The sequence below is a fragment of the Oleiagrimonas citrea genome (genome assembly GCF_012395255.1).
Classification (GTDB): Bacteria; Pseudomonadota; Gammaproteobacteria; order Xanthomonadales; family Rhodanobacteraceae; genus Oleiagrimonas; species Oleiagrimonas citrea.
This window is the reverse complement of the sequence record NZ_JAAZQD010000003.1, coordinates 544,602-568,492: the sequence shown is the minus strand read 5'-3', so window position 1 is coordinate 568,492 and position 23,891 is coordinate 544,602. Positions and strand designations below refer to the sequence as shown.

At 65.6% G+C, this 23,891-nt stretch carries 20 protein-coding genes; 13 read left to right on the top strand and 7 right to left on the bottom strand.

What is annotated here, in order from left to right; all coding sequences use genetic code 11:
* Nucleotides 1–143 precede the first annotated feature (143 nt).
* Nucleotides 144–2,417, bottom strand: a complete 2,274-nt coding sequence (clpA, locus tag HF690_RS09710) for an ATP-dependent Clp protease ATP-binding subunit ClpA (RefSeq protein WP_113064851.1) — start codon at nucleotides 2,415–2,417, stop codon at nucleotides 144–146.
* A 69-nt stretch (nucleotides 2,418–2,486) separates the two neighbouring features.
* A complete protein-coding gene (clpS, locus tag HF690_RS09705) occupies nucleotides 2,487–2,819 on the bottom strand; it encodes an ATP-dependent Clp protease adapter ClpS (protein ID WP_168609277.1) in 333 nt (110 codons plus the stop codon).
* A 128-nt stretch (nucleotides 2,820–2,947) separates the two neighbouring features.
* On the opposite strand from clpS, the gene HF690_RS09700 reads away from it, so the two are divergent.
* The 5 genes from HF690_RS09700 to HF690_RS09680 all read left to right on the top strand — a co-directional run bounded on the left by HF690_RS09700 (nucleotide 2,948) and on the right by HF690_RS09680 (nucleotide 9,243).
* On the top strand, nucleotides 2,948–3,445 hold the full coding sequence (locus HF690_RS09700; protein WP_168609276.1) for an NUDIX hydrolase: 498 nt from the start codon (nucleotides 2,948–2,950) through the stop codon (nucleotides 3,443–3,445).
* Nucleotides 3,442–4,554: a tRNA 2-thiouridine(34) synthase MnmA gene (gene mnmA / locus HF690_RS09695; RefSeq protein WP_168609275.1), complete on the top strand. Its 1,113-nt coding sequence runs from the start codon at nucleotides 3,442–3,444 to the stop codon at nucleotides 4,552–4,554. Before HF690_RS09700 ends, mnmA begins: the two co-directional genes overlap by 4 nt.
* Before the next feature lie 73 nt (nucleotides 4,555–4,627).
* Entirely contained in the window at nucleotides 4,628–5,251 is a 624-nt protein-coding gene (gene hflD / locus HF690_RS09690; RefSeq protein ID WP_113064847.1) for a high frequency lysogenization protein HflD, read from the top strand.
* 70 nt (nucleotides 5,252–5,321) lie between these two features.
* Nucleotides 5,322–7,616: a glucose-6-phosphate isomerase gene (pgi, locus tag HF690_RS09685; protein WP_168609274.1), complete on the top strand. Its 2,295-nt coding sequence runs from the start codon at nucleotides 5,322–5,324 to the stop codon at nucleotides 7,614–7,616.
* 61 nt (nucleotides 7,617–7,677) lie between these two features.
* Nucleotides 7,678–9,243 (top strand): tetratricopeptide repeat-containing sulfotransferase family protein, encoded by a 1,566-nt coding sequence (locus HF690_RS09680; protein WP_168609349.1) that lies wholly within the window; start codon nucleotides 7,678–7,680, stop codon nucleotides 9,241–9,243.
* 68 nt (nucleotides 9,244–9,311) lie between these two features.
* Here the strand turns inward: HF690_RS09680 and HF690_RS09675 are convergent, their stop codons facing one another.
* Nucleotides 9,312–10,286, bottom strand: a complete 975-nt coding sequence (locus tag HF690_RS09675) for a LysR family transcriptional regulator (protein ID WP_168609273.1) — start codon at nucleotides 10,284–10,286, stop codon at nucleotides 9,312–9,314.
* A gap of 260 nt (nucleotides 10,287–10,546) precedes the next feature.
* Here HF690_RS09675 and acnA point away from each other — a divergent pair, with 260 nt between their 5' ends.
* Together acnA and HF690_RS09665 are read left to right on the top strand one after the other, a co-directional pair.
* Nucleotides 10,547–13,297, top strand: a complete 2,751-nt coding sequence (gene acnA, locus HF690_RS09670) for an aconitate hydratase AcnA (RefSeq protein WP_168609272.1) — start codon at nucleotides 10,547–10,549, stop codon at nucleotides 13,295–13,297.
* Nucleotides 13,298–13,456: 159 nt separating this feature from the next.
* Nucleotides 13,457–14,650 (top strand): DUF4097 family beta strand repeat-containing protein, encoded by a 1,194-nt coding sequence (locus HF690_RS09665; RefSeq protein ID WP_168609271.1) that lies wholly within the window; start codon nucleotides 13,457–13,459, stop codon nucleotides 14,648–14,650.
* Nucleotides 14,651–14,707: 57 nt separating this feature from the next.
* Here the strand turns inward: HF690_RS09665 and HF690_RS09660 are convergent, their stop codons facing one another.
* Nucleotides 14,708–15,109, bottom strand: coding sequence for a hypothetical protein (locus HF690_RS09660; RefSeq protein ID WP_338042899.1), 402 nt, complete (start codon nucleotides 15,107–15,109; stop codon nucleotides 14,708–14,710).
* 166 nt (nucleotides 15,110–15,275) lie between these two features.
* Here HF690_RS09660 and HF690_RS09655 point away from each other — a divergent pair, with 166 nt between their 5' ends.
* Together HF690_RS09655 and HF690_RS09650 are read left to right on the top strand one after the other, a co-directional pair.
* Nucleotides 15,276–16,958, top strand: a complete 1,683-nt coding sequence (locus HF690_RS09655; RefSeq protein WP_168609270.1) for an AMP-binding protein — start codon at nucleotides 15,276–15,278, stop codon at nucleotides 16,956–16,958.
* 8 nt (nucleotides 16,959–16,966) lie between these two features.
* A complete protein-coding gene (locus HF690_RS09650) occupies nucleotides 16,967–17,425 on the top strand; it encodes a cupin domain-containing protein (RefSeq protein WP_168609269.1) in 459 nt (152 codons plus the stop codon).
* Nucleotides 17,426–17,449: 24 nt separating this feature from the next.
* Here HF690_RS09650 and HF690_RS15225 read toward each other — a convergent pair whose 3' ends face one another.
* Nucleotides 17,450–18,028 carry a PilZ domain-containing protein gene (locus HF690_RS15225; RefSeq protein WP_338042898.1) on the bottom strand — a complete coding sequence of 193 codons (579 nt, stop codon included), beginning with the start codon at nucleotides 18,026–18,028 and terminating at the stop codon, nucleotides 17,450–17,452.
* Between the two features lie 441 nt (nucleotides 18,029–18,469).
* On the opposite strand from HF690_RS15225, the gene HF690_RS09640 reads away from it, so the two are divergent.
* Genes HF690_RS09640 through arsC form a run of 4 tightly spaced genes read left to right on the top strand, consistent with a single transcriptional unit; the run spans nucleotide 18,470 to nucleotide 21,891 of the window.
* A complete protein-coding gene (locus tag HF690_RS09640; RefSeq protein ID WP_113064840.1) occupies nucleotides 18,470–19,339 on the top strand; it encodes a segregation and condensation protein A in 870 nt (289 codons plus the stop codon).
* Between the two features lie 4 nt (nucleotides 19,340–19,343).
* Nucleotides 19,344–20,228, top strand: coding sequence for an SMC-Scp complex subunit ScpB (gene scpB, locus HF690_RS09635; protein WP_113064839.1), 885 nt, complete (start codon nucleotides 19,344–19,346; stop codon nucleotides 20,226–20,228).
* Nucleotides 20,225–21,526, top strand: a complete 1,302-nt coding sequence (locus tag HF690_RS09630; protein WP_168609268.1) for a pseudouridine synthase — start codon at nucleotides 20,225–20,227, stop codon at nucleotides 21,524–21,526. The genes scpB and HF690_RS09630 overlap by 4 nt, the downstream gene beginning before the upstream one ends.
* 14 nt (nucleotides 21,527–21,540) lie before the next feature.
* Nucleotides 21,541–21,891 (top strand): arsenate reductase (glutaredoxin), encoded by a 351-nt coding sequence (gene arsC / locus HF690_RS09625; protein WP_168609267.1) that lies wholly within the window; start codon nucleotides 21,541–21,543, stop codon nucleotides 21,889–21,891.
* Here the strand turns inward: arsC and HF690_RS09620 are convergent.
* Both HF690_RS09620 and HF690_RS09615 read right to left on the bottom strand, forming a co-directional pair.
* A complete protein-coding gene (locus HF690_RS09620; protein ID WP_168609266.1) occupies nucleotides 21,888–22,721 on the bottom strand; it encodes an amidohydrolase in 834 nt (277 codons plus the stop codon). The genes arsC and HF690_RS09620 overlap by 4 nt on opposite strands.
* A 2-nt stretch (nucleotides 22,722–22,723) precedes the next feature.
* Nucleotides 22,724–23,869 carry a pyridoxal phosphate-dependent aminotransferase gene (locus HF690_RS09615; protein WP_113064835.1) on the bottom strand — a complete coding sequence of 382 codons (1,146 nt, stop codon included), beginning with the start codon at nucleotides 23,867–23,869 and terminating at the stop codon, nucleotides 22,724–22,726.
* Between the last annotated feature and the right edge of the window lie 22 nt (nucleotides 23,870–23,891).

Sequence of the window (23,891 nt, the reverse complement as noted above, 5' to 3'; positions counted from 1 at the left end):
GAAGCCTGGGAGCACCCCGGGCTTTTTCTCGTGCCCGCCCCTCACGTAACCATCGATCCGACGACGACGCATCCGCAGACAAAGAAGCCCGGGCGCGACGGATCGCACCCGGGCCTAGCGCACCCATGCGGATGCTTGCCGTCTCAGCTCACCGTTGCCGGCAGCTTCTCTCCGGCCTCGGTCTCGACCAACAGTTCGCCATCGGCGACGCTGAGCTTCACCTTGCCGCCATCGGCCAGCTTGCCGAACAGCAGTTCGTCGGCCAGCGGGCGCTTGATGTGCTCCTGGATCACGCGCGCCATGGGCCGCGCCCCCATCTGCGGGTCGAAACCGCGCTCGGCCAGCCAGCGCCGCGCCTCGGCGCTGACGTCGACAGCCACCTGCTTCTCGTTGAGCTGCGTCTCCAGTTCGATCAGGAACTTGTCGACCACGCGCAGGATGTGCTCGAAGTCCAGCGAGCTGAACTGGATCACCGCGTCCAGGCGGTTGCGGAATTCCGGCGTGAAGGTGCGGCGGATGGTCTCCATGGCATCCGGCGAATGGTTCTGCTCGACGAAGCCGATGGTCCGCCGCGACGCCAGCTGCGCGCCGGCGTTGGTGGTCATCACCAGAATCACGTTCTTGAAATTGGCCTCGCGACCATTGGTGTCCGTCAGCACGCCACGGTCCATGACCTGCAGCAGGATGTTGAACACGTCCGGATGCGCCTTTTCGATCTCATCCAGCAGCAGCACGCAGTGCGGATGCTTGGTGACCGCCTCGGTCAGCAAGCCGCCCTGATCGAAGCCGACGTAGCCCGGAGGCGCGCCAACCAGGCGCGACACCGAGTGCGCCTCCATGTACTCGGACATGTCGAAGCGGATCATCTCGATGCCCAGCTGCATGGCGAGCTGCTTGGTGACCTCGGTCTTGCCGACACCGGTCGGACCGGCCAGCAGGAAGCTGCCGATGGGCTTCTTCGGGTCGCCCAGACCGGAACGCGCCATCTTGATCGAGGCCGAAAGGGCTTCGATGGCCGGATCCTGCCCGAACACCACCATCTTCAGGTTGCGCTCCAGGTTCTTCAGCACGTCGCGGTCGGAGGCGGAAACCTGCTTGGCCGGAATCCGCGCCATGCGCGCAACGATGAACTCGATGTCGGCGACCTCGATGCGGTCGCTGCGCTCGTTCTCCGGGAACAGGCGCTGGCGGGCGCCGGCCTCGTCGATGACGTCGATGGCCTTGTCCGGAAGCAGACGGTCGGGAATGTGCTTGACCGACAGGTCCACGGCGGCCTGCAGCGCCTCGCCGCTGTACTCGACAGCGTGATGCTTCTCGAAGCGCTCCTTCAGACCGCGCAGGATCTCCACGCTCTCGGCGATGCTCGGCTCGACGATGTCGATCTTCTGGAAGCGCCGCGCCAGCGCGCGGTCCTTCTCGAAGATGCCGCGGAATTCCTGGAACGTGGTCGAACCGATGCAACGCAGCTCGCCCGAGGCCAGCATGGGCTTGATCAGGTTCGAGGCGTCCATGGTGCCGCCCGACGCCGAACCGGCGCCGATGATGGTGTGGATCTCGTCGATGAAGAGGATCGCGTTCTTTTCCTTCTTCAGCTGACCGATCACCGCCTTCAGACGCTTCTCGAAATCGCCGCGATACTTCGTGCCGGCGACCAGCGCGCCCAGATCCAGTGCCCAGATGGTGCTGTCGGACAGCACTTCGGGCACATCGCCCTCGACGATACGCTTGGCCAGACCTTCCGCCAGCGCGGTCTTGCCGACGCCGGCCTCGCCGACGTAGAGCGGATTGTTCTTGCGCCGGCGGCACAGCACCTGAATGGTGCGCTCGACCTCTTCCTGACGGCCGATCAGCGGGTCGATGCGACCTTCCTCGGCCAGCTCATTGAGGTTGTTGGCGTATTCCTGCAACGGATTGTTGCCGCTCTCGGCAGCCGCCTCCTCACCCTCGCGCTGCTCGGCCGCGGGCGGCGCCTCGCTGTCGTCGCCGATGCGCGCGATGCCGTGCGAGATGTAGTTGACCACGTCCAGACGCGTCACTTCCTGCTGATGCAGGAAATACACGGCATGCGAATCCTTCTCGCCGAAGATCGCCACCAGCACGTTGGCGCCGGTGACCTCCTTCCGCCCGGAGGATTGCACGTGGTAGACCGCCCGCTGCAGCACGCGCTGGAAACCCAGCGTAGGCTGCGTGTCGCGCTCGTCGCCGTCCTGCAGCACGGGCACGGTCTCTTCGATGATCTTGCTGAGTGCCTCGCCGAGGCGCCCCAGATCGACATTGCATGCGCGCAGAACCGTGGTTGCCGAGGCGTTGTCGAGCAGCGCCAGCAGCAGATGCTCCACGGTCATGAACTCGTGGCGCTGCTCACGCGCCGACTTATAGCAATGGCCAATGGTGAGCTCGAGATCCTTGCTGAACATTCGGATCGTCTCCTGGTTGGACTCTGCGGCCCGCCCGCAGGCGGGGCTATACGCTCAAAATGGGGTCGCTCAGAGCTTTTCCATAGTGCACATCAACGGATGTTGATGGGTCCTTGAGTACTCATTGACCTGCGTGACCTTGGTTTCGGCCACCTCGCGAGAAAAAACACCGCACACGCCCTTGCCGCGGGTATGTACGTGCAACATCACCTGCACCGCACGCTCCTGATCCATCGCGAAGAACGCGCGGAGCACGTCGATGACGAAATCCATCGGCGTGTAATCGTCGTTGATCAGCACCACCTGGAACATCGGCGGCTTGCCGAGCTTCGGCTTGGCAGACTCGACAGCGACGCCGTGGTCGTACTCGTGATCGTGATCGTGGTCGGAAGAATGGGCCATGGTTGAAGAATCGTCCTGTTTCGCCTCCATTATACGCAGGCCCGACGCGCGCAAGCGATCCGGGCCATGTGGCGTAAGTGATGGCACAATGGCGTTTTTCCACACCCTTACGACGAAACGCCATAAGCATGAACGATGCCAAAGCCCCCGCGCCGGCGATCTGGTGCCCGCACGTGACGGTGGCCAGCATCGTCGCCGACGACGACGGCCGCTTCCTGATGGTCGAGGAATCGGTCAGCGGTGCCATCCGCTACAACCAGCCCGCCGGCCACCTGGAGCCGGACGAGGCGCTCACCCATGCCGCCGTTCGCGAAACGCTGGAGGAAACCGGCTGGGACATCGAGCTTCAGCATCTGATCGGCGTGCACCAGTGGTACAGCCCGCAGCACCGCGAACACATCGTGCGCTTCAGCTTCGCCGGCCGCGCGCTGCGGCATCGCCCCAACCATGTGCTCGACGACGGCATCATCGGCCCGCAATGGCTGCGCCGCGACGAGATCGAGGCGCTGGGCGAGCGTCTGCGCAGTCCACTCGTGCTGCGCAGCATCGACGCCTGGCTGGGCGGCCAGCGACTGCCGCTGAGCGCCGTGACCAGCCTGCTCGACCAGGACACGACCCACGCATGAAAGTGATGCTCGGCCTTTCAGGCGGCGTCGACTCCTCGGTTGCCGCATTGCGCCTGCGCGAAGCGGGCCACGATGTCGAATGCCTGTTCATGCAGAACTGGGAAGAAGACACCCGCGACGGTCCCTGCCGCGCCGAGGAGGAACGCAAGGACGCCGTCGCCGTGTGCGCTGCGCTCGGCCTGCGTTTCCACAACCGCAATTTCGCCGCCGAATACTGGGATGGCGTATTCGAGCATTTTCTCGCCGAATACCGCGCCGGACGCACGCCCAATCCCGATGTGCTTTGCAACCGCGAGATCAAGTTCCGCACCTTCCTTGAACACGCCCGCGACCTGGGCGCGGAGAAGATCGCCACCGGTCACTACGCGCGCATCGACCAGCGCGATGGCCAATGGCGTCTGTTGCGCGCGGCGGACACGAACAAGGACCAGACCTATTTCCTGCATGCGCTGGGACAAGAGCAGCTGGCCGCCACGCTGTTCCCCATCGGTGACATGGCCAAGCCGGACGTGCGCCGCATGGCCGAGACCGCGCACCTGCCCACGCACGCGAAGAAGGACTCCACCGGCATCTGCTTCATCGGCGAGCGCGACTTCCGCAGCTTCCTGGCGCAGTACATCCCGGCCCGCCCCGGCCCGATGCAGACGCCGGACGGCGAGACCGTCGGCGAACACGACGGCGTCATGTACTACACGCTGGGACAGCGCAGCGGCCTGAACATCGGCGGCCGGCGCGGCGCATCCGGCGAACCGTGGTACGTGGTCGGCAAGGATGTACGGCAGAACATTCTCTATGTCGCCCAGGGCGGCGAGAACGACTGGCTGCAGTCCCACCGCGTGCGCGTCTCCTCGCTGACCTGGGTCGCCGGCACGGCGCCGGCGGACGACTTCGCCTGCACCGCCAAGGTACGCTATCGCCAGACCGACCAGCCCTGCCGCGTCCGACTCGACGGTGACGAGGCGCGCATCGTGTTCGAGGACGCGCAGCGCGCTGTGACACCGGGCCAGTCGATCGTGTTCTACGATGGCGAGGCCTGCCTCGGCGGCGGCATCATCGAAGCGACCGATGCCGCGTTCGGCGGATGGTCCGCGCCCACCACTCACGCATGAAAGGAACGATCCGGATGACGCTGCCTCTGCCGCGCCACACCACGCTTCAATCGCTTTTCACCGGGAGCCGCGCATGAACGAGGATCGCGTCCTGGCGCTGGCCGGCGTCTTCCAGGGCTGCGCACTGGCACATCAACTCGCGACGCGCGGCAGCTGCGACGAAACCGCGCTCGAGCATTCCCTCGCCAGCATTTTCCGCATCGACGCCGACAGCGTGCCCGACGTGTTCGGCGGCATCGCCGGCGCGCGTATGGGGCTACGCACGCTGACCGAGCAGTTCGACGACACCCGCCACGAACTGGCCATCGCGCGCATGGCCGTCACCGTGCTGCGCGTCGAACGCACGCTGTCCGGCCGTCAACGGCTGGTCAAGCAACTGCAGGAAGGCATCGTCCAGGCGCAACGTCAGGCCGACCACTTCGGCTGCACGCACGCCACAGTGACCGCGCGCCTGGCCGACCTGTACACCGCGACCATCTCTACGCTGCGCCCGCGCGTGATGGTCAGCGGCTCGCCGCTGTTGCTGCAGCAGCAGAACGTCGTCGAACGCATCCGCGCCTCGCTGCTGGCGGCCGTTCGCGCGGCCGTGCTCTGGCGTCAGATCGGCGGCCGACAGTGGCAATTGATCTTCAAGCGCAAGCAGGCCGCGATGCTCGCGCGCGGCCTGCTGACCGGCGCAACGCTGGACAGCGGTTGATCCCGGGGCCGTTCTGTCGCATTTTTGTCCTCTTGTATCCCCGCACAACGCACGATCCCTCTGGAGACCCATGAGCACGTTACGCAAGAAAGACGCCTGGCAGGCCCTTGAACGCCATTACGAGAGCATGCGCAAGCGTCGTCTGCGTGATCTGTTCGCACGCGATTCCGAACGCGCGAAGAAATTCAGCGCCGAAGCCGCGGGCTGGCGGCTGGACTATTCCAAGCACCGCATCAACAACGCGACCATGCAGCATCTGTTCGCGCTGGCTCGCGAGTGCGACGTGGAAGCGCGACGCGACGCCATGTTCGCTGGAGAGAAAATCAACAACACCGAGCACCGCGCCGCCCTGCACATCGCCCTGCGCGCGCCGGCCGGCAGCGTGATCGAGTGCGACGGCAAGAACATCGTGCCCGGCGTGCATGCCACGCTCGACCGCATGGCGGTGTTTGCCGATGCCGTGCGCAACGGCGACCTGACCGGATTCAGCGGCAAGCGCATCCGCAACATCGTCAACATCGGCATCGGCGGTTCCGACCTGGGGCCGGTGATGGCCTACGAGGCGCTGCGCCATTACAGCGATCGCACGCTGCGCATGCGCTTCGTCTCCAACGTCGACCACACCGACTTCGCCGAAGCCGTGCGCGACCTGGAGCCGGAGGAGACGCTGTTCATCGTCGCCTCCAAGACCTTCACCACGCTGGAGACGATGACCAACGCGCACACCGCGCGTGACTGGCTGCTGGCCGCCGCCGGCAGCAAGCAGGCGGTGAAGAAACACTTCGTGGCGCTGTCGACCAACCGCGAGGCGGTGCGCAAGTTCGGCATTCCGGCCATGCACACCTTCGGTTTCGAGGACTGGGTCGGCGGCCGCTACTCGATGGATTCGGCCATCGGCCTGTCCACCATGATCGCCATCGGCCCGCGCGCCTTCGGCGAGATGCTCGACGGCTTCCACGCCATGGACGAGCATTTCCGCAACGCACCGCTGGAAGAGAATCTGCCGGCGATCATGGGTCTGCTCGGCGTCTGGTACAACGACTTCTTTGGCGCCGAGACCGTCGCCGTGCTGCCCTACGAGCAGTACCTGAAGCGCTTCCCGGCCTATCTGCAGCAGCTGACCATGGAGTCCAACGGCAAGCGCGTCACACGCGGCGGCAAGGCCGTGGACGTCGCCACCGGCCCGGTGTTCTGGGGCGAGCCCGGCACCAACGGCCAGCATTCGTTCTATCAGCTGATCCATCAGGGCACGCGCCTGATTCCGTGCGATTTCATCGCCTTCGGTCAGTCGCTGAACCCCAGCGGTCGCCATCACGACCTGCTGCTCGCCAACGTCATCGCCCAGGCCGAAGCGCTGGCCTTCGGCAAGACGCTGAAGGAAGTGCGCGACGAGGGCGTGCCGGCCGCGCTGGCGCCGCACAAGGTGTTCGAGGGCAACCGCCCGTCCAGTCTGCTGACCGCCCAGCGCCTGACCCCGGCCACGCTGGGCGCGCTGGTGGCACTGTACGAGCACAGCGTGTTCGTGCAGGCCGCGATCTGGGACATCAACCCATTCGATCAGTGGGGCGTGGAACTGGGCAAGGTGCTGGCCAAGAAAGTGGCCGAGGAAATCGAGTCGCCGCGCAAGCGCCTGTCCCACGACGATTCCACCAACACCGCGATCCGCTGGTACCGCAAGGCACGCGCGCAGGCCGAGAACCAGGGCCCGGGCACGCCGACCGTGCTGGTGCTGGACATCGGCGGCACCCACGTGAAGATGCGCATCTCCGACCGCGACGAAATGCGCCGCTTCAAGTCCGGCCCGGACCTCACCCCGCAGCAGATGATGGACAAGCTGCTGCCGCTGGTCGAGGACTGGCGCTACGACGCCGTCACCCTCGGCGTACCCGCGCCGGTGATCCAGGGCCGCCTTCGCACCGACCCGATCAACCTCGGCGCGGGCTGGAAAGACTTCGATTTCCGCCGCGCCTTCAACTGTCCGGTACGCGTGGTCAACGACGCCGCGATGCAGGCACTGGGCAGCTACCAGGGCGGCCGCATGCTGTTCCTGGGGCTCGGCACCGGACTCGGCTCCGCCCTCATCATCGACGGCGTGCTGCAACCAACCGAGCTCTCGCACATGCCGTGGCGCAAGCACACCTACGAGCACTACGTCAGCGACAAGTTCTACAACGAGGACAAGGATGCCTGGACCGACAACGTGCTGGAGCTGATCCAGGTGATGCGCAACGCTTTCATGCCCGACTACGTGATGCTCGGCGGCGGCAACGTGCGGCACCTGAAGGATCTCCCGGACGGTGTGCTGCGCGGCGAGAACGGCAACGCCTTCCACGGCGGCTTCCGCATCTGGGAACTGCCGCGCTGAGCGCGACGGGCGCACGCAGGGCATGACGCGCACCTCCGCTCCGCCCGATCATGACCCGCGGATGCAGGGCTTGCCCGCATCCGCCGTACCGCGCATGCACGCGGCGGCGCGCGCGATCCGTGACGGTGCACCGACCCAGGCCGAGCAGTTGCTGGTCGCGGTGCTCGCGGGAACGCCCAATCACCCCGAAGCGCTCCGCCTGCTGGGCATCCTGCGCAATCGCCAGCAGCGTTTCGCCGAGGCCGCCAAGCTACTCGAGCAGGCGCGGGCTCAGCGTCCCGACGACAGCGCCACGCTCAGCGATCTGGCTTCGGCCCTGTACGGACTCGAACGCAAACAGGAAGCCTTCGCGCACTGGCGCGAAGCCTGCCGACTGCGGCCGGAATTCGCGCTCGCCTGGTTCAACCTTGGACGCAACCTGCAGCAGGAAGGCATCACCGAGGAAGCCATCGAGGCTCTGCGGGAAGCTACGCGCCTGGCGCCCGACATGCTGCCCGCGCACGTACTGCTCGGCGACGCGCTGGTGCATCTGGGCCACTTCGACGACGCCGACGCCAGCTACCGCGCCGCGCTGAAACTGCACCCGGCCAACGGCGATGCCTGGCGCGGCTTGTCCAACATGAAGACGCGCCCGCTCGGCGAGTCCGATGCCTTGCAGCTGAACGCGGCGCTGAAGCATCCCGCCGCGCGACCGCCCGACCGCATCGCCATGCGTCATGCGCTGGGCAAGCTGCACGAGGACCGCGAACGCTACGCCGAGGCTTTCGACGCCATCGCGCAGGCCAACCGCGAATCGCAGTCGCTGGCGACATGGAACCGCCACGCCTTCCACCGATTGGTCGAAGGCGTGGTCGCGCAGGATGCGCACATCGCGCAAAGCCAGGACGCCGAACGCGGCCGCGAAGTGATCTTCATCGTCGGCATGCCGCGCGCCGGCTCGACACTGGTCGAACAGATCCTCGCCGCGCATCCGCACGTCGAGGGCGCCAGCGAACTGCCCGACCTCGGCGCCGTGCTCGCCGCCGAGAACACGCGCCGCAAGAAACCATTCCCACAGTGGCTCGGCGAAGCCGATGCGGACGACTGGGCGCGTCTGGGTCGCGACTACCTCGCGCGCACCGCCCGCTGGCGTACCGAACGTCCCCGGCACACCGACAAGATGCCGGAGAACTGGCTCTACACCGGTCTGCTGCGCGCGATGCTGCCCGGCGCGGTGGTGATCGACGCGCGCCGCGACCCGCTGGAGACCGGCTGGTCGTGCTTCAAGCAGCAGTTCTACCGCCTGCCGCATTTCAGCAACGACCTGACCGACCTGGCCGCCTACCTGCGCGACTATGAATACGCCATGGACCGTTGGCGCGCGCACGAACCCGAACGCATCGTGCTACAGCGCTACGAAGACCTGCTGGATGCACCCGAGGCACAGATCTGCACCCTGCTGGACGCCTGCGGCCTGCCCTTCGACAACGCCTGCCTGGATTTCCATAACGCCCATCGCAGCGTGCGCACCGCCAGCGCCGCGCAAGTCCGCCAGCCGCTTCGGCGCGACACCGCGCGCGCCGAACGCTACGGTGCGGCCCTGGATCCGCTGCGCGCAGGACTGGCGCGTCCCGACGCCACGGACTGACGTTCAGCGCCAAGCACAATGCCCGGATTCCTGCCTGTCTACGGAATCGTCGCGTACCCGCGACTCGCTCACGCCTGTGCTGCATCCGCCGCAGTGTCACCGTCGACCCGCAACGCAGGAATCGACGCAGCCAGGTGCCGGATCAAGGCGCCGAACGCCTCCAGATCCGCCTGCCACGGCGAAGCCTGACGCCAGTACAGCCGGATCTCGCGCCCGGGCGGCGTACCGTCGATGCGCGCCAGCGCAAGTCGGGGAATCGAAGCCAACCTCGCATGCGCCAGCGACGGCACGAGCGCGTAGCCGCCGCGCAGAACCACCAGGGTCGCCAGGCTTTCCAGACTGACGTCCTGGATCTTCTCCTCGACACCATCGACGTCCTGCGCACCGAGCGCGTCCTGCACGTCGGCATCGTGCCCCTCGGCCATGAAGGTGGCGTCGTCGGGATTCAGCTCCCCCAGCGCGATGCAGTCCCGTTCGGCCAGCGGATGACTGGCATTGAGCAACAGTTCGTACGGCTCGAAGAACATCTCGCACGAACCCAGACCACGGTTCGCGGTCACGGTTCGCGGCGCGATCACCGCATCCAGCTCGCCTTCCCGCAGCCGCCGCAGCAATCCGCGCAGCTTGCCTTCCGACAGCGCCAGCCGCGCGCCCGGAAAGCGCTGCGGAAACGGCTCGATCAGATGCGGCAACAGATACGGCCCCAGCGTGGCCGGAACCCCCAGACGCAGTTCGCCGCCGAAGGCCGCCTCGCCGTCCTGCGCAGCGCGCTCCAGGCCCTCGGCCGCATCCAGCACGGCGTCGACATACGCCAGAAGACGCCGCCCCAGCGCCGTCAGCAGCGTATGGCGACTGCCGCGTTCGAACAGCGTGGCGCCCAGCGCCTGTTCGACCTTCTGAATCTGATGCGACAGGCCGGAGGGACTGATGTGCATGCGCGCCGAGGCTCGCGCGAAACTGCCCTCACGGGCGACCGCCTGCACCAGCGCAAGGTCGCGCAAGGACACGGCCGAGAGGGCCATCGAAATCTTCGCATGCTGCATGCCATCTAATCCGTTTGTGCGGCGCAACGTTCGGCCGCATCCTGTGCGCGCTCCGCAGCCGTCGTCGACGCACGCGGAGTTCATCGCATTGTAGCCCGCCGACCGCATGCTTAGCGGCCACCCGGCCCCGCCGAGGTCGACGCGAACGCACTCGTATTCGCGCCGTTCACGGGTTTTGCGCGATAATTAAGGTCTTTTCCGGTCGCCGGCACGTGATTCGCGTGCCGGAAACCTGCAGCCGATTCAAGCCAGGAGCAGTTATGAACGATTCCTTCTCGACCCGCGACACCCTCGACGTCAACGGCACGTCGTACGCCTACGCCAGTCTCGCCAAGCTGGGCGAGCGCTTCGATCTCAAGCGCCTGCCCTACTCGATGAAGATCCTGCTCGAGAACCTGCTGCGCAACGAGGACGGCGCCAACGTCACCGCCAAGGAGATCGAGGCGGTCGCCACCTGGGACGCGAAGAAGGAGCCGGATACCGAGATCGCCTTCACCCCCGCCCGCGTGGTCCTGCAGGACTTCACCGGCGTGCCCTGCGTGGTCGATCTGGCCGCCATGCGCGACGCCATGAAGAACCTGGGCGGCGATCCCGAACTCATCAACCCGCTGTCGCCGGCCGAGCTGGTCATCGACCACTCCGTGCAGGTCGACAAGTTCGGTAGCGAGAGCGCCATCGACGAGAACGTGAAGATCGAGTTCGAGCGCAACCAGGAACGCTACGGCTTCCTGCGCTGGGGCCAGAAGGCGCTGGACAACTTCAAGGTGGTGCCGCCGCGCACCGGCATCGTGCACCAAGTGAATCTGGAGCATCTGGCTCGCGTGGTCATGGGCCAGGACGTCGACGGCCAGCTGTGGGCCTACCCGGACACCGTGTTCGGCACCGACTCGCACACCACCATGATCAACGGCCTGGGCGTACTCGGCTGGGGCGTGGGCGGCATCGAGGCCGAGGCCGCGATGCTGGGCCAGCCGTCGTCGATGCTGATCCCGCAGGTGGTCGGCTTCAAGCTGACCGGCAAACTGCCGGAAGGCGCCACCGCCACCGACCTGGTGCTGACCGTGACGCAGATGCTGCGCAAGCACGGCGTCGTCGGCAAGTTCGTCGAATTCTTCGGTGAGGGCCTCCAGCACCTGCCGCTGGCCGACCGCGCCACCATCGCCAACATGGCGCCCGAGTACGGCGCGACCTGCGGCATCTTCCCGGTCGACGCCGAGGCGCTGAACTACATGCGTCTGTCCGGCCGCAGCGACCAGCAGGTCGCGCTGGTCGAGGCCTACGCCAAGGCCCAGGGCCTGTGGCACGACGCCAACACCCCGCACGCCGAGTTCACCGCCACGCTGGAACTGGACATGGGCGAGGTCAAGCCGTCCATGGCCGGTCCGAAGCGCCCGCAGGACCGCGTGCTGCTGACCGACGTGAAGAAGAACTTCCATGAAGTGGTCGGTCCGCTGACCGCCAACCGCAAGCCGAAGAACGGCGACGCCGAGCGCTTCGCCAACGAAGGCGGCGATACCGCCGTCGGCAATCCGGCCAGCACCATGAGCGAAGGCTCGGTCACCGTCGAAAAGGACGGCAAGCACTTCGAACTGAAGGATGGCGCGGTCGTCATCGCCGCCATCACCTCCTGCACCAACACCTCCAACCCGGCGGTGATGCTGGGCGCAGGCCTGGTCGCCAAGAAGGCCGCCGCCAAGGGCCTGACCGCCAAGCCGTGGGTCAAGCCGTCGCTCGGCCCGGGTTCCAAGGTGGTCACCGACTACCTGGAAGCCACCGGCCTGATGGACGAGTTGGAGAAGGTCGGCTTCTACCTGGTCGGCTACGGCTGCACCACCTGCATCGGCAACTCCGGCCCGCTGCCGGCCGAGATCAGCCAGGGCATCAACCAGGGCGACCTGGCCGTGGCCTCGGTGCTGTCGGGCAACCGCAACTTCGAAGGCCGCGTGCATCCCGAAGTGAAGATGAACTACCTGGCCTCGCCGCCGCTGGTGGTCGCCTACGCCCTCGCCGGCACGCTCGATATCGAGCTGGACAAGGATCCGATCGGTCAGGACCAGGACGGCAATGACGTGTTCCTGAAGGACATCTGGCCGACCAACAAGGAGATCAGCGATCTGATCGCCAGCTCGGTCACCGCCGACATGTTCACCAAGAGCTACGCCGACGTGTTCAAGGGCGACGAGCGCTGGAACGCCATCCAGTCGCCGGACGGCAAGCAGTATGCGTGGGACGACGCCTCCACCTACATCAAGAACCCGCCCTACTTCGAGGGCATGACGATGGACGTGGAGAAGGTCGAGGACATCCACGGCGCGCGCTGCCTGGGTCTGTTCGGCGACTCGATCACCACCGATCACATCTCGCCCGCCGGCGCGATCAAGAAGGACAGCCCGGCCGGCCGCTTCCTGATGGAGCGCGGCGTGCAGCCGGCGCAGTTCAACTCCTACGGCTCGCGCCGCGGCAACGACGACGTGATGGTGCGCGGCACCTTCGCCAACATCCGCATCAAGAACCAGATGCTGGACGGCGTCGAGGGTGGCTACACCAAGCACGTGCCGAGCGGCGAACAGATGGCCATGTACGACGCGGCCATGAAGTACAAGGAAGAGAACACCCCGCTGATCGTGCTGGCCGGCAAGGAATACGGCACCGGCTCGTCGCGCGACTGGGCTGCCAAGGGCACACTGCTGCTGGGCGTGAAGGCGGTCATCGCCGAGAGCTTCGAGCGCATCCATCGCTCGAACCTGGTCGGCATGGGCGTGCTGCCGCTGCAGTTCAAGGACGGCGACAGTGCCAAGAGCCTGGGCCTGGACGGCACCGAGACCTTCGAGATCACCGGTCTGGAGGACGCCAACGCGAAGGAAGCCAAGGTTGTCGCCAAGGGCGAGAACGGCGAGAAGACCTTCACCGTCCGCGTCATGCTGCTGACGCCGAAGGAGCGCGACTTCTACCGCCACGGCGGCATCCTGCAGTACGTGCTGCGCGATCTGGCGGCGAAGAAAGCGGCTTAAACCCTTTCCCGCTCCGCTGCATCCAAGGAACCGTCGGCCTACGGGCCGGCGGTTTTCTTTTGCCGTTCAGCTCCAGCGCATGACCTTCCGCACTGCGCTGCGGCCCCCATCGGCAGTACAAGAACAGAGATGTTCCCCCGCAGCGTAGAGGAGATCGCCATGGGACACCCCCGCCTTTTTTCCGGCCTGCTTGCCGCCCTCGTACTCGGCGGCACGGCCGCCACCGCGCTGGCCGCACCGGCACAGACCTTCACCAAGAAACTCGACCGCGCCGTGAGCGTGCCCACTGGTAGCGCCGTGCATGTCGAGAATCTTGCCGGCCACGTCGCCATCCATCCGAATGACGGTTCGCAGGTGCAAATCACGGCCACCGTGGTGGCCGGCGGCGACGACATGGCCGCCGCGCGCGCCCTGGCCGACACCATCCGCCTGGACGTGAGCCAGCAATCGGGGAACGTGCTGGTGCACGTCGACTACCCGGTCGGGCAGCATGACCGCTACCGGTACATCCCCACGAATCCGACCCGCGCCAAGGATCACGACATCAAGGTGCTCGGTTTCCGCATCGGCGTCGGCGACCACTCCTCGTCCTCGTTCGACTACCAGAACGAGCGCGTGCGGGTGTATCAGGGATCGGACCACGGCGTGCCGCTGCACGTCGACCTCGATGTCGCCCTGCCCGCCGGTGTGAAGGCGCGGATCGACAATCGCGTCGGCCGCATCGACGCCGGCCACCTGCGCAACGACCTGGAGCTGAAGACCGCCTCCGGCGACATGGCCATCGCCGACCTGACCGGCTCGTTGTCGACCCATTCGGGCAGCGGCGACATGAAGGTCGCCGATGTGCACGGCACCGTCGAGGCGCACACCGGTTCCGGTGACCTCGAACTCGACCGCATCGACGGCAGCACCGAAGTCCATACGGGCTCCGGCGACATCAACGGCGGCCACCTCGGCGGCCAGCGCGTCGAACTGCATACCGGCTCCGGCGATGTCACGCTGGACAAGCTGGCCGGCAACCTGCGGGTCGAGACCGGCTCCGGCGACGTGAAACTCAACGACTTGGCGAAAGTCGCCAAGGCCCGCGTGGAAGCCGGATCGGGCGATATCGACCTGTACGGCGACCTGTCCGCCATGCAGGACTTCACCCTGCGCAGCGGATCGGGCGACATCACCCTCAAGACCGGCACACCGCCGGCCGTGCGCCTGGACATCAGCGGTTCCGACATCGACGTCAATTGGGCGGGACTGCGCAACGTCGAATCCGGTCGCCGCTACTTCCGCGCCGATGTCGGCGCTGCCACCGGACGTGGTCGCATCAGTACCGGTAGCGGCGACGTCACACTGCGCTGACGTTTCCCCGGATCCGATGCGACGCTGCACGGTCGCATCGGATCCGGCCCCATCCGGCTACAGCGTGCGTTTCCAGCGCGCGCTGTAGCAGAGCCAATCGCCGCCCTCCTCGCGCCAGGCGCTTTCCACGCGATAGACACCCAGGCGTTCCGGGATCAGCCGGCCGCCGCCGCCCAGCGTCACCGTGAACGTCGCCACGATGCGTTCGCCCCGCATCTCGACATCCACCGGACCGAGCAGCACCGACACCTTTTCATTGCGTAGTCTCGCCACGCGCAGCAGACCGAGAAGACGTCTGCGATCGAACCGACTGTCCGGCATCACGAAATCCGGGGTCAGCAGATCGTCCAGCGCGCCGGCATCACGCGAACGCGCGGCCTCGACCGCTTGCTGGATGGCTGCGCGCACCTGCTGCTCCGGCGGACTGCGGTGACAGGCCGACAACAGCGCGAGCAGCACGCATACTGCCAGCCACCGGCCTTTTCCGTACTGCCTTATGGCCTGCCCACACCGTTCGGCGGGTTGCCGCCTCCGGGGGGCTATGCTCCAATGCAAACGATCGTTTGCATTGTCCGACCGGCGCGCACGACGCCGGCGTCCATTACGAAAGGGGTTGCATGGCATCATGAGTGAACAACGTCCCTGGCTGGCCCATTATCCGGCCGGCGTACCGGAAACCATCGACGTCCAACTGTACACGTCCGTTGTCGCCGTGATCGAGGAAGCCTTCGAGCGCTTCCGCCACCGCCCCGCCTTCACCAATTTCGGCCGCGAACTCAGCTACGGCGACATCGATCGCCTCAGCGCGCAGTTCGCTGCCTACCTGCAGAAGGACCTGGGTCTGCGCAAGGGCGACCGCATCGCGATCATGATGCCTAACGTACTGCAGTATCCGATCGCCCTGTTCGGCGCGCTGCGCGCGGGCCTGACCGTGGTCAACACCAACCCGATGTACACGGCACGCGAGCTCAAGCACCAGTTGGAAGACTCCGGCGCGGCCGCCATCGTGGTGCTGGACAACTTCGCCGCGACACTGCAGAAAGTGATCGCCGAGACCGGGATCAAGCACGTCGTCACCACCGGCATCGGCGACATGCTGGGACTGGCCAAGGGCACGCTGATCAACTTCGCGCTCAAGCACGTGAAGAAGATGGTGCCCGACTACCACATTGAGGGTGCCGTGCGGTTCCGCGATGCGCTTTCGCGCGGCGGCGACGGCCGCTTCGACCGCGTCGAACTGGGCCACGACGACCTCGCCTTCCTGCAGTACACCGGCGGCACCACCGGCGTCGCCAAGGGCGCGATGCTCAGCCATGGAAACATGATCGCCAACATGCTCCAGGCCAGCGCCTGGATCGGCGACCAGGCCACCGAGGGCGAGGAAGTCATCATCACCGCCCTGCCGCTTTATCACATCTTCTCGTTGACGGCGAACGGACTGGTGTTCATGCGCTTGGGCGGTCTCAACGTGCTGATCACCAATCCACGCGACATGCCCGGCTTCGTCAAGGAACTGGGCAAGGTCCGTTTCACCGCGCTGACCGGCGTCAACACGCTGTTCAACGGCCTGCTCAACACGCCCGGTTTCGAGGACCTGGACTTCTCCCGCCTGCATCTGACCCTGGGCGGCGGCATGGCCGTGCAACGCGCGGTCGCCGAGCGCTGGAAGAAAGTCACCGGTTGCACACTGGCCGAGGCCTACGGTCTGACCGAGACCTCGCCGGCCGTCTGCATCAACCCGCTCGACATTCCCGCATACAACGGCTCCATCGGCCTGCCGATCCCGTCCACCGAAGTGCAGATCTGGTCCGACGAGGGAGAGCGCCTACCGTTCAACGAAGTCGGCGAACTGATGGTCAAGGGTCCGCAGGTCATGCAGGGCTACTGGCAGCGCCCGCAGGAAACCGCCAAGGTGCTCGAGTCCAGCGGCTGGCTGCACACCGGCGACATCGCCAAGATGGACGAGAAAGGCTACGTCTACATCGTCGACCGCAAGAAGGACATGATCCTGGTGTCCGGCTTCAACGTGTATCCGAACGAGGTCGAGGACGTGGTCATGGACCACCCCGGCGTGGCCGAGGTCGCCGCCGTCGGCGTGCCCGACGAGCACTCCGGCGAGGTGGTCAAGCTGTTCGTGGTCAAGAAGGACCCGGACCTGACGGCGGAAGCGCTCAAGCAGTTCTGCCATGACGAGCTGACCGGCTACAAGCGGCCCAAGTTCATCGAGTTCCGCGACGAACTGCCCAAGAGCAACGTCGGCAAGATCCTGCGCCGCGAGCTGCGCGAGGAAAAACCGGCCGCATCCTGAAACACTCCATGCCCAAACTCGACCTGGACCGCATCCCTGCCCATACCGGCTCTTCCTATCCGCCGCCGCATGACGCCGCCTGCGCGGACCGTGTGCGTCAACGGCTCGGCGAAGCCGGAGGCCTGACGGATTTCGGCGTCAACCTGCTGGAACTGCCGCCCGGCGTGCATTCCAGTCAGCGCCACTGGCACAGCGACGAGGACGAGTTCGTCTGGATCGTCCGGGGCGAGGTCGTGCTGGTCACGGATGAGGGTGAAACCGTGTTGCACGCAGGCGACTGCGCGGCCTTCCCGAAAGGCGAGCGCGACGGCCACCAGCTGATCAATCGCTCGCAGGCCACGGCAATCTGTCTCGAAGTGGGGTCTCGCAGCGCGCAGGATATCTGCCGTTACCCGGACATCGACATGATCATCGATGCCACGGACGACGTGTACCGTCATCGCGACGGCACGCCCTGGCCGCGCTGATACGCACGGCCAGTACACGACGCGTCAGAGGTTTTCTTCTTCCCAGGGCTCGAGCTTGTCGGCGTAACCGCCCAGCAGGCTCCACAGGGTTTCCTGCTTGTTCTCGGGAATCCGCGAGTATTCCAGACCGATCCACTGCGTGGAAATCCGCATGACCCGCGCATCGACATGGATATGCAAGTTGCTGCCGAAGATCATGTCGACCACCCACGTCTGACCGACTTCGCCGTTCCAGTGCGAAGGCTTGCGCAGGCGCACACCGGTAGCCGAAATATCCTCGAGCTCGGTGGGAAACGATTCCGTGCCGCGATTGAGCAGCACCGTGGTCTCGATGCGCATGCGAGCATGCCGCACACGTCGACCTTGAGCATCCATCCCGTTATTCGTGTTTTCAGTCATCCCGAGCCCTTCATTGAACAGTCCGAACGTCGCGCGGTAATACGCCTTCGGCACTGAGTCCCCAAGCAACAACCAGGCCAGCATCCTTGTACGGGCGCCTTCATCGATACCGATGACCCAATTCTGCTCATATTTGTGACGAAAATCACATAAAATGCGGGAAAAAACCCAATCCAGGCATCGTCTAATGCCACCTTGCAGCACACACGGCGACCCTCCGGGTCAGCGTTGGTCGCTACGCGTCAACCCGATTCGGGCACCCCAGAAGAGTACTGGACTTGCGTCTATGCAGGCTATACTCTAGTCCTACGGGTGAGTAATGGATTCCGCGTCGAAGCATGCCAAGACAGCTCGACCGGACCACACGTTTTTCGTAATAGAAGAGCTTGTCGCGCAATGTTCCCACTGAACAATTGCGCAGACGCGACGCCGAGTGCGCGCGACCGACCCGTTTGGGATCGCCGCCTCGAACGGGTTCGCTGCGGCTCTGAACATGGGAATTCACCGCACACTGCCTGACACGACCAGGTACGACGCCCGCATCGGGCGTGCGTTGATCTATCGATACGCCATGCCCCGGCCGTGCCGTGGCCAGCTCATGCAACGAACCGGCCCAGCCGGATTGCCAAGGGTTCAAGCACCCTGATGACCAACCAGCCAGTTCAAGCCGATCCGACGCCCGTGCCGCCGCAGCAGCCGTTCACGGCCGTACCCCAGCAACAGGAAATGCCCCTGGCGCTCGTGCATGGCCAGCCGGTGCTGGAAATGCCGCAGGATCTGTACATCCCGCCCGATGCGCTGGAAGTGATCCTGGAAGCTTTCGAGGGGCCACTGGACCTTCTTCTGTACCTGATTCGACGCCAGAACATCGACATCCTCGATATTCCCATCGCCGAAATCACGCATCAGTACATGCAGTACATTGAGATGATGCGCGACGTGATGCGGCTGGAACTGGCCGCCGAATATCTGCTGATGGCCGCGATCCTGGCCGAGATCAAATCGCGCCTTCTGCTTCCGCGACCGCCTGCCGAGGAAGGTGCCGAGGAAGATCCGCGCGCCGAACTGGTTCGCCGCCTGCAGGAATACGAACAATTCAAGCAGGCCGCCGAGGACATCGACGAACTACCGCGTATGGAGCGCGACTTCAGCACTGCGCACGCCCATGTGACGGACCGCAACGTCATCCGCATGCCGCCGCCGGTCGAGATGCGCGAACTGTTGCTGGCGCTGAAGGACGTGATGCACCGCGCCGAACTGTTCGGCAGTCACAACATCGAACGTGAGCCGCTGAGCGTGCGTCAGCGCATGGGCGACCTGCTCTCCCGCCTCGGCGACGGTGCATTCCATCGCTTCGAGAGCCTGTTCGACCCCAACGAAGGACGCCTCGGCGTCGTCGTCAGCTTCCTCGCCATTCTTGAACTGGCCAAGGAAAGCCTGGTCCAGATCATGCAGGACGCGCCGCTGGCGCCCATCTACTTGAAGGCCGGTTCGGCCACGAGTTCCGACGAGTAAATTCATGGAATTCAAGCAACTGAAGAACATTCTGGAAGCCGCGCTGCTGGCCTCGTCCACGCCCATGTCGATCGCGCGCCTGAGCGCCCTCTTCGACGAGGACGAGAAGATCGCCAACAGCGAGATCGGCAAGGCCGTCGAAGCTCTGCGCGAGGACTGCGAGGGACGCGGCGTCGAGCTGGTCGAAGTCGCGTCCGGTTTCCGCTACCAGGTGCGACAGGACGTCTACGAATGGGTCGCGAAGATGTGGACCGAGCGTCCCAGCCGCTACTCGCGCGCCCTGCTCGAGACCCTGGCGCTGATCGCCTACCGTCAGCCGATCACCCGCGGTGAAATCGAATCGGTGCGCGGCGTGACAGTGTCCTCCAGCATCATCAAGACGCTGGAGGAACGCGAATGGATCCGCCTGGTCGGCCATCGCGACGTACCCGGACGACCGGGTCTCTACGGCACCACACGCGAATTCCTGGATTACTTCAATCTACGCTCGCTGGATGAGCTGCCCTCGCTGGCCGAGATCCGCGACATGGAAGAGTTCGACCCCCAACTGAACCTGGACGGCGACAAGGACTCTGATAACAAGGAGGCCACCGCGCACGCCGCCCTGCCCGACGCGGAACCGGGTGCGGAAACCGAGTCCGATGCCGATGTCGGCGAGGAATCCTCCGAGCGCGCCGCACCCGCAAATGACGAGAGCGCCGAAGAAACCGGCGAATCCACCGAGGACACGTCCTCCAATACCGAACAAGACGCCGCCGACGATCACATCGAGAAGATCGAGACCGTCGACGAATCCACTGCACCCCAAGCCACCGCCGACGAGGCGCAGGCCCACGCGGACGACGAACCGGTCGCCGCCGAAACAGATACCGAGGAGAACCGCGCATGAGCGCGCAAAGCCGTACCCTTCTTACCCTCAAGCGAAACAGCGGCGATACCGCCACATCCAACCTCAGCGAGCGCCTGCACAAGGTCCTCGCCAACGCCGGACTCGGTTCGCGCCGCATGCTCGAACAGCGCATCCAGCAAGGCGAAGTGCAGCTCAACGGCGAGCCCGCGACCATCGGCGCCAGCGTGCGCTCGGGCGACCGCATCGTCCTGGACGGCAAGCAATACGTGGTATCCACCGACAACCGCAGCGATGTCGAGGTGCTGATCTACAACAAGCCCGAGGGCGTCCTCACCACACGTGACGACCCCGACGGCCGCGCGACCGTGTTCGAACAGCTGCCCCGCCTGAAGGGCGCGCGCTGGGTCGCGGTCGGCCGCCTGGACATCAACACCACCGGCCTGCTTCTGCTGACCACCGACGGCGAACTGGCCAACGCGCTGATGCATCCGAGCAGCGGCGTCGAACGCGAATACCTGTGCCGCGTGCATGGCGAAGTGCCGGACGAGACACTCGAGAAACTCAAGGCCGGCGTGGAACTGGACGACGGACCGGCACATTTCGACGACATCGCCGTCATCAGCCGCGGCGGCAGCCACAGCTGGTTCCGCGTCGTCATCCGCGAAGGCCGCAACCGCGAGGTGCGCCGACTGTGGGATTCACAGGGCTTCCTGGTCAGCCGCCTCAAGCGCATCCGCTATGGCAGCGTGGAACTTCCGCGCGCTCTGCGCCGCGGCGATTGCGACACCCTGGACGATACCGCCGTGCAGGAACTGCGCAAGCAGGTCGGTCTGGGTGCGCCGCAGCCGACGCTCACGCTGAGTCCGGTCCTGCATCAGCGTCGTGCCAGCCGCCATGTGAAGGAATACCACCCCGAAGGCAAATCCGAGCCGCGCGCCTGGACCGGCAACTACCAGAACGAAGCTCGCGAGCTGACCGCTTTCGATCGCGTGCGCGACGATGCGCCCTCGCGCGGCCGACGCGGAGGCCCGCGTCGCGGCAAGGGCGGCGACGTCAACGGCAACGTGGCGCGTCCCGAGAAGACCGGCGGCAACAACCGCCGCAGCAAGAACAAGCGCGGCGTCGCGCCGGGGCAGGAACTTCCCTCGGTGCGCACCTGGTTCGCCGGCGACACCCGCAACGGCACGACCGGCAAGCCGCGCGGTGGCAAGCCCGGTGGTGGCAAGCCGTCCGGCAACAACGCCGGACGCCGCAAGAGTGGCGGCGGCGGTGGCGGCAAGCCCGGCGGCGGGCGCGGCCGTGGCGGCAGCGGCGGTAACCGCAGCGGCAATCGCTGAACCCGGAGTCCGCCATGACCGTCCGCATCCTGCACAACCCGCGCTGCTCCAAGTCCCGCGCCACGCTGGCCCTGCTACGTGAACACGGCATCGAGCCCGACGTCTGCCTGTATCTGGAAACGCCGCCCGACGCTGCCGAACTCGACCGCATTCTGCACGCACTGGACATGCAGCCGCGCGACCTGATGCGCACCGGCGAGAGCGCTTATGCCGAACAGGGGCTCGACGACACGACCCTGGATCGCAAAGCGCTGATTGCCGCCATGGTCGAGCATCCGATCCTGATCGAACGACCGATCGTGCTCAAGGAAAATCGTGCCGCCCTGGGGCGGCCGCCGGAAAACGTGCTCGCGCTTCTGGACTAGCTTGTCGTATCGCCGTCGGTTCCCACCGGATCGCCCAGAGCAAACGTATCGGCGTCCATCCAGGCCGGGAAGCGCTGGCGATGCGACATCAGCGACTCGGGATCCAGCGACACCGTGACCACCAACTCCTGCTCACCGAGATCCACAAGGGACTCGCCCAGCGGATCGATCGCGGCGCTGTCGCCGGCATAGGGAACATCGTTGCCGTCCGTGCCGACCCGGTTCACGCCGACGCAATACCCGAGATTCTCGATCGCCCGCGCGCGCAGCAGCGTGCGCCATGCCGTGCGCCGCGGCGCCGGCCAGTTGGCCACGTACAGCAGCACATCGTAATCCATGCCGCCGCGCGCGCCGGCGCAGCGCCGATTGCGCGACCACACCGGAAAGCGAAGGTCGTAGCAGACCAGCGGCCGCACACGCCAGCCGTGCAACTCGACCGTCAACGGCGAAGCGCCGGCCGCGTAGTGATGATGTTCGCCCGCCATGCGGAACAGATGCCGCTTGTCGTACTGCGCGAACGAGCCGTCCGGCCGCACCCAGAGCAACCGGTTCACGCTCTGGCCGTCCTCGCGGCGGATCACCAGCGACCCGGTCACCACCGCGTCACATTCCGCCGCCCGCGCGCGCATCCAGTCCAGCCCCGGACCTTCCAGCGGCTCGGCCTGCGAATCGGTCTCATTGGTGAAACCGGTCAGAAACATCTCCGGCAACACCACCAGATCGCCGATTTCACCATGGCGGTGCAGTAACTCGCGGTAGTAGGCGCGATTGGACGCGGCATCGTGCCAGCGCGTATCGGCCTGCACCAGCGTCAGGCGCAGCGGCTGCATGCTCACAGCGCGCACAGCCGCTCGGCGCCGGCTTCCATCGTGGCGTCGTTCTTGGCAAAACACAGCCGTAACAAGCGCGACGACGGCGGTGTTTCGTAGAACGGCGTCAGCGGAACACCCGCCACACCGCACTCGCGCACCAGCCACTCGCTGAAATTGATGTCGTCGCTGTCGCGGATCTCGGAATAGTCCACCAGCTGGAAATAGCCGCCCGGCACGTCCAGCAGCTTCAGTCGAGAACCGGCCAGAAGTGCGCGGAAACGGTCGCGCTTCTCCTGATAGAACGCCGACAGCTGGTCGGCATGCTCGGGCATCTTCTCGAGCACCTCGGCGAACGCGAACTGCGCCGGACTGAAGGTGCAGAACGTCAGATACTGATGCACCTTGCGGAACTCCACTGACAGCGGCTTGGGCGCCACGCAGTAGCCCACCTTCCATCCGGTGCAGTGCCAGGTCTTTCCGAACGAACTGACCACGAAGCTACGTGCAGCCAGCTCCGGATGGCGCAGCACACTCTGGTGCAGCGCGCCGTCGTACACGATGTGCTCGTAGACTTCGTCGGAAAGCACCACGATGTCGGTATCGCGGACCACGTCGGCCAGCGCGTCGAGATCGGCCTCGCTGAAGATCGCGCCGCTGGGATTGTGCGGTGTGTTCACGATAATCATGCGCGTCTTCGGCGTGATCGCATCGCGTACGCGCTGCCAGTCGATGGAGAAATCCGGCAACGACAACGGCAGATGCACGGCGCGCGCGTCCTGCAAATTGATCGCCGGCTCATAGCAGTCGTAGGCCGGGTCGAACACGATCACTTCATCGCCGGCACGCACCGTCGCGGCAATCGCGGCGAAGATCGCCTCGGTCGCGCCCGAGGTCACGGTGACTTCGGTATCGGCGCTGACCCGACGACCGTAGGAACGCTCGGTCTTGCGCGCGATCTGCTCACGCAGACGAGCCACGCCGATACCCGGCGCGTATTGATTATGGCCTTCATGCATCGCGCGCGTCAGCGCCTCGCACAGCGCATCAGGCGGCTCGAAATCGGGGAACCCCTGCCCCAGATTCACGGCCTTGTACTCCAGCGCCAGCTGGCTCATGACGCTGAAGATGGTGGTACCGACCTTCGGCAACCGGGTCTCGATATGCATGCGCTGAACGTCTCTGCGAAGG

Excerpts from the sequence above, each read along its gene's own strand:
- clpA (WP_113064851.1), bottom strand. The coding sequence starts at position 2,417 with ATGTTCAGCAAGGATCTCGAGCTCACCATTGGCCATTGCTATAAGTCG.
- clpS (WP_168609277.1), bottom strand. The coding sequence starts at position 2,819 with ATGGCCCATTCTTCCGACCACGATCACGATCACGAGTACGACCACGGC.
- HF690_RS09700 (WP_168609276.1), top strand. The coding sequence starts at position 2,948 with ATGAACGATGCCAAAGCCCCCGCGCCGGCGATCTGGTGCCCGCACGTG.
- mnmA (WP_168609275.1), top strand. The coding sequence starts at position 3,442 with ATGAAAGTGATGCTCGGCCTTTCAGGCGGCGTCGACTCCTCGGTTGCC.
- hflD (WP_113064847.1), top strand. The coding sequence starts at position 4,628 with ATGAACGAGGATCGCGTCCTGGCGCTGGCCGGCGTCTTCCAGGGCTGC.
- pgi (WP_168609274.1), top strand. The coding sequence starts at position 5,322 with ATGAGCACGTTACGCAAGAAAGACGCCTGGCAGGCCCTTGAACGCCAT.
- HF690_RS09680 (WP_168609349.1), top strand. The coding sequence starts at position 7,678 with ATGCAGGGCTTGCCCGCATCCGCCGTACCGCGCATGCACGCGGCGGCG.
- HF690_RS09675 (WP_168609273.1), bottom strand. The coding sequence starts at position 10,286 with ATGCAGCATGCGAAGATTTCGATGGCCCTCTCGGCCGTGTCCTTGCGC.
- acnA (WP_168609272.1), top strand. The coding sequence starts at position 10,547 with ATGAACGATTCCTTCTCGACCCGCGACACCCTCGACGTCAACGGCACG.
- HF690_RS09665 (WP_168609271.1), top strand. The coding sequence starts at position 13,457 with ATGGGACACCCCCGCCTTTTTTCCGGCCTGCTTGCCGCCCTCGTACTC.
- HF690_RS09655 (WP_168609270.1), top strand. The coding sequence starts at position 15,276 with ATGAGTGAACAACGTCCCTGGCTGGCCCATTATCCGGCCGGCGTACCG.
- HF690_RS09650 (WP_168609269.1), top strand. The coding sequence starts at position 16,967 with ATGCCCAAACTCGACCTGGACCGCATCCCTGCCCATACCGGCTCTTCC.
- HF690_RS09640 (WP_113064840.1), top strand. The coding sequence starts at position 18,470 with ATGACCAACCAGCCAGTTCAAGCCGATCCGACGCCCGTGCCGCCGCAG.
- scpB (WP_113064839.1), top strand. The coding sequence starts at position 19,344 with ATGGAATTCAAGCAACTGAAGAACATTCTGGAAGCCGCGCTGCTGGCC.
- HF690_RS09630 (WP_168609268.1), top strand. The coding sequence starts at position 20,225 with ATGAGCGCGCAAAGCCGTACCCTTCTTACCCTCAAGCGAAACAGCGGC.
- arsC (WP_168609267.1), top strand. The coding sequence starts at position 21,541 with ATGACCGTCCGCATCCTGCACAACCCGCGCTGCTCCAAGTCCCGCGCC.
- HF690_RS09620 (WP_168609266.1), bottom strand. The coding sequence starts at position 22,721 with ATGCAGCCGCTGCGCCTGACGCTGGTGCAGGCCGATACGCGCTGGCAC.
- HF690_RS09615 (WP_113064835.1), bottom strand. The coding sequence starts at position 23,869 with ATGCATATCGAGACCCGGTTGCCGAAGGTCGGTACCACCATCTTCAGC.